This window comes from Novosphingobium sp. 1529, from assembly GCF_040544855.1.
Taxonomy (GTDB): domain Bacteria; phylum Pseudomonadota; class Alphaproteobacteria; order Sphingomonadales; family Sphingomonadaceae; genus Novosphingobium; species Novosphingobium capsulatum.
Genome location: NZ_JBEPKW010000002.1, coordinates 638,656 through 647,636 on the forward strand (window position 1 = coordinate 638,656; position 8,981 = coordinate 647,636).

5 protein-coding genes are annotated in these 8,981 nt (G+C 64.7%); 4 read left to right on the top strand and 1 reads right to left on the bottom strand.

All coding sequences use genetic code 11. From position 1 onward, the window contains the following. The first annotated feature begins 163 nt into the window (after window positions 1-163). The 4 genes from ABIC78_RS08135 (at window position 164) to ABIC78_RS08150 (ending at window position 8,420) form a co-directional block, all read left to right on the top strand. The gene (locus ABIC78_RS08135; protein WP_354488808.1) at window positions 164-1,873 is read left to right on the top strand and encodes a thiamine pyrophosphate-dependent enzyme; all 1,710 of its coding nucleotides are present in this window, start codon (window positions 164-166) and stop codon (window positions 1,871-1,873) included. Then, window positions 1,870-3,507 (top strand): FMN-binding glutamate synthase family protein, encoded by a 1,638-nt coding sequence (locus ABIC78_RS08140; RefSeq protein ID WP_022677888.1) that lies wholly within the window; start codon window positions 1,870-1,872, stop codon window positions 3,505-3,507. The genes ABIC78_RS08135 and ABIC78_RS08140 overlap by 4 nt, the downstream gene beginning before the upstream one ends. 228 nt (window positions 3,508-3,735) lie before the next feature. After that, complete coding sequence (locus ABIC78_RS08145; RefSeq protein WP_354488810.1) at window positions 3,736-7,758, top strand: Pls/PosA family non-ribosomal peptide synthetase; 4,023 nt, start codon at window positions 3,736-3,738, stop codon at window positions 7,756-7,758. Further along, window positions 7,758-8,420, top strand: coding sequence for a 4'-phosphopantetheinyl transferase family protein (locus tag ABIC78_RS08150; protein WP_022677886.1), 663 nt, complete (start codon window positions 7,758-7,760; stop codon window positions 8,418-8,420). Before ABIC78_RS08145 ends, ABIC78_RS08150 begins: the two co-directional genes overlap by 1 nt. 129 nt (window positions 8,421-8,549) lie before the next feature. Here ABIC78_RS08150 and ABIC78_RS08155 read toward each other — a convergent pair. Next, a partial coding sequence (locus ABIC78_RS08155; RefSeq protein ID WP_354488813.1) for an integrase core domain-containing protein occupies window positions 8,550-8,981 on the bottom strand: 432 nt, incomplete at its 5' end.

An 8,981-nucleotide genomic window follows, 5' to 3' on the forward strand; every position in this document is an offset into this window, starting at 1 on the left:
TCAAAGCGGCTGGGTAGATTTCCGGGCGTCGCCATTGCCAAACCCGGGGCCGTTCGCGGCAGGTTCAAGCCGGTAACCGGATCTTTTTTTGCACCATCGCGTGAAGCCAAAGCATGGGTTGCGCGTTCGGGCACAAGACAGCAGCCAAGAGCAGGAACAGCGTATGACCACCGTTGCCGACGTGATCGTGAAAACACTCGAAGCGGCAGGGGTCGAGCGCTGCTATGGCATTCCTGGCGACACGCTCAACCATATCACCGATGCCATCCGGACAAGCGGGATCCGCTGGGTTCACGTCAGACACGAGGAAGCCGGCGGCTTTGCTGCCGGGGCCGATGCGATGCTGACCGGCAAACTTGCCGCCTGCGCCGGATCGTGCGGCCCGGGCAGCCTGCATTTCATCAACGGCCTGTTCGAATCCCACCGCAACCGCGCCCCGGTAGTGCTGATCGCCAGCCAGATCGTGCGGGATGAGCTGGGCTTCGACTTTCCGCAGGAGGTCGATTTCAAGGCAGTCTACGCCTCGTGCAGCGTGTTCTGCGAGGAAATCCGCACACCGGGACAGGCCCGGCGGATGACGGCGATGGCCGCGCAAGCCGCACTGGCCAAGCGCGGCGTCGCGGTGCTGATCGTGCCTGCCGATGTATCGAGCGCCAAGGCAGTCGACGAACCGGACTTTGCCGTGCATCGCGCCGCCCCGGTCATTCGCCCTGCGGACGCGGAACTGGATCGTCTGGCAGCGGCGCTCAACAGCGGCCGGCGGATCACGATCTACGGCGGTTCGGGGTGTGAGCAGGCGCACGATGCGGTCGTGGCGCTGGCCGAGCGGCTGCGCGCGCCGGTGGTGCGGACATCGCGCGCCAAGGACTTTCTGGAGTACGACAATCCCTTCGATGTCGGCATGACCGGCATCTTCGGCAGTGAGGCAGGCTATCACGCGCTGGTCTCCTGCGACGTGCTGCTGCTCCTGGGCTGCGACTTTGCCTGGCGGCAGTTCTATCCCGAGAAAGCCACGATCCTGCAGGTCGACCTCGACGGCACGCACCTCGGCCGCCGGCATCCGGTCGACGTGGGGGTGGTCGGCGATATCGCGCCAACTCTTGACGCCCTGCTGCCGCGGATCACGCCGTGCGACGACAATGCCTTTCTCGACGAATGCCTCGATCATCACCGCAAGGCACATGCGGCACAGGCGAAGCACGCCACGGTCGGCAAGGGCGGCGCGATCCATCCGCAATATCTGACGCAGACCATTTCGCGCCATGCCGCGCCAGACGCGGTGTTCACCGCCGACGGTGGCTCGCCCATGGTCTGGTCGCTGCGCCACATTGCCGCAACAGGCCAGAACCGCACAGTGGTCAGCCTGACCCATGGCACGATGGCCAACGCCATGCCGCAGGCGCTGGGGGCCAAGGCTGTCTTCCCCGATCGGCAGGTCATTGCCTTGTCCGGCGATGGCGGCCTGGCCATGTTGCTAGGAGACCTGCTGACCGCCGTGCAGGAAAAGCTGCCGATCAAGGTCGTGGTCTTCAACAACGGTGCGCTCGACTTCGTGGAAATCGAGCAGAAGGTCGAAGGGCTGCTCGATGCCTATACCGAGCTGGTCAATCCCGACTTCGCGCGCGTTGCCGAAGCGATCGGCTTTAGCGGGCGGCGGGTCGAACGCGCAGAAGACCTCGATGCTGCCGTCCAGGCCTGGTTGCAGGAGCCGGGACCAGCGCTGCTCGACGTTGTCACCGACCGCTATGAACTGGTCATGCCACCGGCGGTCAAGCCCGGCCAAGTCGCAGGGATGGCGCTCTATTCCGCCAAGGCCGTGCTGGGCGGGCGCGGACGCGAGGTGGTCGGGATCATCCGGAACCTGATCGCGTGAGCGGGCGCCCTACCCTCACCCAGGCGCTGTGGCGCGATCATGCGCTGTCGCGCAACGTGCTGCTGTTCGGGGCGCTGGCCGGTACTATCGGGACGATTGCGGTAGGCTGGGACCATCCGCGCGCGTGGTGGCTGCTGTTGCTCTTCTTGCCCTTGTTGCTGATCACGGTGATCGACCTCGCGCAGACCCACCATTCGCTGCGCCGCAACTACCCAGGCTCTGCGCGCCTGCGCTGGTTCTTCGAATGGCTGCGCCCGTTCCTGCGCTCCTACATCGTCGAAAGCGATCTGGATGGGCGGCCCTTCAGCCATGATGAGCGCGCCCTGGTCTATGCCAGAGCCAAGGGCGATGTATCGACCCATCCGTTCGGCACCGAACTCGACGTCTATTCCGAGGAATACGAGTGGCTGGCCCACTCGATCGCGCCGACCCGCAATGCCGAACGCTATACGCGCGTGACCGTCGGCACGGACCAGTGCAGCAGGCCCTACCAGGCGGCGCGGCTCAACATTTCCGCCATGAGTTTCGGCGCGCTCAGCGCCAATGCGATCGAAGCGCTCAATCTGGGCGCCAGGATCGGTGGCTTCTATCATGACACCGGTGAAGGCGGCCTGTCTCCCTACCATCTCAAGCATGGCGGCGACGTCGTGTGGGAGATCGGTTCGGGCTATTTCGGCTGCCGCGACGCCAAGGGCGATTTCCATCCCGAGCATTTTCGCGAGCGCGCCGGCCATGATGCGGTCGTGATGACCGAGATCAAGCTCAGCCAAGGCGCCAAGCCCGGGCACGGCGGCTTACTGCCCGGCGCCAAGGTCACAGCGGAAATCGCGAAAATCCGCGATGTTCCCGAAGGCGAGGATTGTCTTTCGCCGGCCTATCACACGGCCTTTTCGACCCCGCGTGGCCTGCTCGAATTCGCCGCCCGGATGCGGGACCTGTCGGGTGGCAAGCCAGTCGGCATCAAGCTGTGTGTCGGCTATCCGCACGAGTTGTTCGCGGTGGTCAAGGCCATGGTCGAGACGGAGATACTGCTCGATTTCATCGTCATCGACGGGGCCGAAGGGGGCACCGGCGCGGCCCCGACCGAACTGTCCGATCGCGTGGGCATGCCCCTGCGCGAAGGGCTGATGCTGGCCCGCAATGCCCTGGTCGGCACCAACCTGAAGGGCCGCGTCAAGCTGGCCGCATCGGGTAAGGTCAACTCCGGCGCGGCCATCGCGATGAACGCGGCGCTGGGCGCAGACTGGTGCAACGCGGCCCGACCGTTCATGTTCTCGCTCGGCTGCGTCCAATCGCTGCGCTGCCACACCGATACGTGCCCGACGGGCATCGCGACCCAGTCACTGGCCCGCCAACGCGGGCTCGTCGTGCCGGAAAAGGCCGAACGCGTCGCCCGGTTCCAAAAAGCCACGCTCGACGCCTTGCACGATATCGTGGTGGCAGCCGGCCTGAACACGCCGGACGAATTTACCCCCGACAGCCTGCGCCAGAGGATCAACGCCTCGGAAATGCGCTCGTTCGACGAACTCTACCCGTTCGTGGCACCGGGTGAGTTGCTCGACGGCGCGCGGGATCCGCACCTTGCGGCATGGTGGCGCCAGGCCGACCCCGAAAGCTTTGCCAGACGCGCATGACGCCGTACCGACAGCACGTCGATCTTATACACTGCAGTGAGAGGATCGGGGCTGGGACACGCTCTGGGCCGAGAACGCCCCGGCCATCATCTGCATCGCGGCTACTGTCCTCCACTCACCCCGGATAGCCAATGGAAAACAACAGGTCAGACCTCGCACGTTCAGGAATACTGGACTAACGAGAGCGAGGCGCACGACCACGAGGCGAGAGGATTGCAGATGAACCCGATGAGCGAGACCATTCTGGCCGCGGCACAAGAGGTTACCGCGCCCACGGTCTTTGCGCCCATCGCCCCCACGCCCGCGCTGCGTGAGGAAGAGCCTTACGCGCGCGACGAATTGCTCCACGAGATTTTTGAGGCGAGCTACCTGCTCCACACGGCGCGCTGCGCTGTGCGTAAACTGGGCAACGACCCGGAGAGCAGCCGCAAGACCGAGTTGACCTATGCCGAGCTGCGCCGCCGCGCTCTGCGCTTTGCCCGGCAGTTGCGTGCAATGGGCATCAAGCGCGGCGATCGGGTGGTCATCTGCCTGCCGCGCAGCCTCGATCAATACATGGCCATCCTCGGGGTGCTGTGGGCTGGTGGTTGCTATGTGCCGGTAGACTGGACCTATCCGCAGGACCGTATCGACTACATCGTGGAAGACAGCCAGGCGGTGCTGGTCGTCACCGAAAGCGAGCGCGCCGGGGCCATGACGGTCGCCACGCTGGTGGTCGACGAGGCGCTGGGCGATCTGGCCGCGCTCGACGCCGTCGGCATCGAACGCGCAGAAACCGGCGCTACCCCGCACGACCTGGCCTATATCATCTATACGTCGGGCACGACCGGCCGGCCCAAGGGCGTGATGATCACCCACGCCAATGCCTGCCATCTGGTGCGCAGCGAAAGCGCCATTCTGGCCCTTTCGCCCGAGGACAAGGTATTCGGCGGCTTCAGTCTTGCCTTCGACATGTCGGTCGAAACCATGTGGAGCGCCTTTTTCGTCGGCGCCGAACTGTTGGTGGCCGATGAAGCACTGGCCAAGGCTGGGCCGGATATCGCGATCGTGCTGGCGCGCGAAGGCGTCACGGTGTGGCACGTCGTACCCTCGCTGCTTACCCTGGTTGAAACACCCATGCCTGCCCTGCGCCTGCTCAACTTGGGCGGAGAAGCGTGCCCGCCCGATCTGGTCGAGCGATGGTCGCGTCCGGGCCTGCGCATGCTCAATACCTATGGCCCCACCGAAACCACGGTGACCGCGACATGGACCGAGGTACAGCCGGGCCGCCGCGTCACCATCGGCCGGCCCCTGCCGGGCTATACCGCGTGGATCGTGGACGAGAATCTGTGGCCAGTTGCCGCCGGGGCCGAAGGTGAACTGGTCATCGGGGGACCCGGCGTGGGGCCCGGCTATGTCGGCCGCCCCGATCTAACCGCCGAAAAGTTCGTCCACACCCCCTTTGACGGGCCCGATGGCAAGAAAGCCCTGATCTATCGTTCGGGTGACCTCGTGCGGCTCGACGCGGTGGGGGACATCGATTTTATCGGCCGCATCGATACCCAGGTGAAAATCCGTGGCTTCCGCGTCGAACTCGGCGAGATCGAGGCAGTCATCGCCGAGGACCGGGCCATTGCGCAGGCGGTTGTCCATCTGTTCAAGGACGAGGATGGCGCGGAATTTCTCGCCGCTTTCCTGGTCGCCCGTGCTGGTGCCGAGATTGATCTCGATGCGGCGCGCACGCGCGTGCGTGAGCGCCTGCCCAATTACATGCGCCCCGCCGCCTATCAGGTGCTCGATGCGCTGCCCACCCTGCCCGCCTCGGGCAAGGTCGATCGCAAGGCGCTGGTGCGCCCCGCCGTGTCGCAGGCCGAGGACCGCGACGTCACCGCGCCTGCCACGCCGATGGAAGAACTGCTTCACGCCATCTGGTCGGAAGCCTTCGCGCCGCAGAAAATCTCGGTCACCGATGACCTGTTCGAGGATCTTGGCGGCCATTCGCTCAAGGCGGCCCGGCTGGTGTCGGCACTGCGGAAGGCACCGGGCCTGACGGGGGTGTCCATACAGGATCTCTACGCGGCGCCGACTATCCGCGGGCTGGCCCAAAGGCTGGGCGACACGGCCCCGATATCCAGCCAGGAGGAACAACCCTTCCACCATACGCCAGCGCTGCACCGCTGGTTCTGCTGGGCGGCACAGACCATCGCCTTGCTGCCGATCTATACGGTGGCCGGATTGCAATGGTTCTTCCCCTATCTGGCCTATACCCATCTCTCGGGCAACATGAGCCGCTTGAGCGCCTTGATGCTCAGTGGTTTCAGCTTCCTGTTGATCCCGCCGCTGGCCATGCTCGCCTCGATTGTAGTCAAATGGCTGGTGATCGGCCGCTATCGCGCGGGGGATTATCCGCTGTGGGGCGCCTATTATTTCCGCTGGTGGTTCGTGCGGCGCTTTTCTGAAGTGATCGCCACGCCCTATCTGGCCGGCACACCCATGCTGCGGTTCTATTATCGCATGCTGGGCGCAAAAGTCGGCCGGCGGGTCTTCATTGGCCGGGGCCCGATCGACGTTGCGGACCTAGTCACATTGGGCGACGATGCCGTGGTCAGCGACCAGGCCATGTTGGCAACCAGCGCGGTTGAGCGCGGCATGCTGCGGCTGGGATCAGCTACTCTGGGCAAAGGGGCAACGGTCGGCTCGATGGCGGTGGTCGGGCGCAATGCCGCGCTGGGCGATGGCGCGGTTCTCGATGACCTCTCCTCGCTGGCCGCCGGCGTCACCATCCCTGCGGGCGAGCGCTGGAACGGCTCTCCGGCCGCGTGCGTGGCCAAGGGGGTTGAACAACATATCGACAATGGTGCCAGCCCGATGCGCCGGGTGCTGAGTGGCATTGCCTTGGCGCTGGCCGCCTTCATCCTGCCCATCGTCGCCATTCTGCCCATCGCGCCTGGCCTCATCGCCATGATCGAGATTGACTGGAACACCCAGGGCTACACCTATCTGCTGCTCGCACCCTTGTTGGCCATCACCTACGTGGTGCTGATGTGCGTTCTGACAATTGCGGCCAAATGGCTGCTGCTCGGCAAAGTGAAGCCGGGGCGCTATTCGATCTACAGCTGGTTCTATGTGCGCTTCTGGTTCGTCCAGCAGATCAACGGGCTCGCGCTCCAACTCCTCCACCCGATTTATGCGACGCTCTATGTGGCTCCCTGGTATCGCGGGCTGGGCGTGAAGGTGGGTGCCCGCGCCGAAATCTCCACCGCAGCCGCCATCGTGCCCGATCTGGTAGATATCGGCCCGGAAAGCTTCATTGCCGATGCGGTGCTGTTCGGCGCGGCCCGCGTGGCGCCGGGGGTGATCGAAATGGCCTATACCCGGATTGGCAGACGCTCGTTCATCGGCAATTCGGCGGTGCTGCCCAATGGGACCACGATTGGCGACAATGTGCTGATTGGCGTGCTCTCGGCCCCGCCCCGCGATGGCGCTGCCGCCAGCCCTGATGGAACCTGGTTCGGCTCCCCGCCGATCTCGCTGCCGGTGCGCCAGACGGTGGGCATGTTCGACGAGGGCGCCCGCTTCAAGCCCGGCCCCAGGCTGATCGCCACGCGCCTCTCGATCGAAGCGGTGCGCGTCATCCTCTCGCTCACGCTCTTCCTCACCTTCTTCGACATCCTGCTGTCCCTGGTTGGCGACCTCGACGATCTGGCTCATGGCGGGCAGTTGATCCTGATGGCGTTCCCCATCCTCTATGTCGGATTTGCGCTGGCCTGCGGTCTGTCGGTGGTGCTGCTCAAATGGCTGGTGATGGGCCGCTACAAGCCCACCACCCAGCCGTTGTGGAGCACCTTTGTCTGGCGCACCGAACTGGTGACAGCGACCTATGAAAACCTGGCCGTCAGCAATCTGCTGGAACCCCTGCGTGGCACGCCATGGCTGCCAGCTTATCTGCGTCTGATGGGCTGCCGCATCGGCAAGCGCTGTTACATGGACACCACCGATGTGACCGAATACGATCTGGTCGATATTGGCGATGATGTGGCGCTCAATGATTTTGCAGGCCTGCAAACCCATCTTTTCGAGGACCGGGTGATGAAGGTCAGCGGCGTGACGGTGGGTGACCGGGCGACGATCGGCTCCTATGCCATCGTGCTGTATGACGCGGAGATTGGCGCGGATGCGCAGCTGGGCGATCTGTCCGTGGTGATGAAGGGCGAAAGCCTCCCGGCCGGCACCTCCTGGGAAGGCTCACCGGCGCGGTTGGCGCAGGGGTAGTGCACGCCCCGGTCTGGCACACCGGAGCCCTGCCGCGCCGGTTCGCCGTTGGCGACGCACCTTTCGCCTGGGTGGTGCGGCTCGACGATCCAATCGTGGAGACCATGGCGCGGCAGGCGCCCTTGCGCTCCAGTGATCTGGCAGACCTGGCAAGCCGCCCACAGGCCGGCATGCGCAGCCTGCGGCGACAATTGACCAAGGTGCTGATTGCGCTGGCCAGCGGAGCGCATCCTGACAGCATTTCGATAGAGAGGCTTCCTGCAGGCGCCTTGCGGGTCACTGCGCCCGAAGGCTGGCATGTCAGCGTCGCAGGCCACTGGCCTCATGCCGCCATAGCCATCGCCCGCTGTCCCCTGGGGGTGGACATCGAACCGATCGGGGCACTACCGCCGCCACCTGATGCTCTGACTATCGGCGAAAGGCATCAACTGCGCCATGGCACCGCGCAAGATGCCTTGCGCCGATGGACAGCCAAGGAAGCCCACGCCAAAGCCTGGGGCGTTGCGGCGCAGATTGATCCCGCCCACATCCACACCTGCGTCAGCGGCAATCAGCTAACCGCCATGTCGCGGGAGGGCCGGACCTTGTGTGATCTGGCAAACCTTGGAGGGCTGCTGGCCGCCCTGGCCCGGCCGGTTTGGTGTGGCAGATCAAACACGTAAGACCCGCAGCATGGCCAGTAGTGCCCAGACGTGCACAATTGCGGAGGTCAAGTCTCGACACCACTCGAGTCCACGAGAGCAGGCAGCATTTCGCCAGCAGTTGTGACGTGCTCCCCTGATTGTTACCAGTCAGAGGTAGAGTCCGGCTCCTACATGATGGTTGGTTGAGGTGATGGCAACCTGTCTGGGGGCATGCTCCCAGACAGGTTTACCGGCTTTCTCGGCGGGGGTTCTCCCGCCCAATTTCGAGTGCGGCCTTACGTGGTTGTAGTCGTGCCGCCAGGCATCAAGCACGAACCGGGCATGCGGCAGCGACGTGAACAGCGTCTCGTTGAGGCATTCGTCGCGCAAGCGCCCGTTGAAGCTCTCGACGAAGCCGTTCTGCATTGGCTTGCCCGGGGCGATGTAGTGCCACTCGACCCGCCGCTCCTGCGACCAACGCAGGATGGCCGACGAGGTCAGCTCGGTGCCGTTGTCGCTGACAACTGTATGCGGCTTGCCGCGCATGCCGATCAGCCGCGTCAGCTCCCGCGCGACCCGCACGCCCGAGAGCGACGTGTC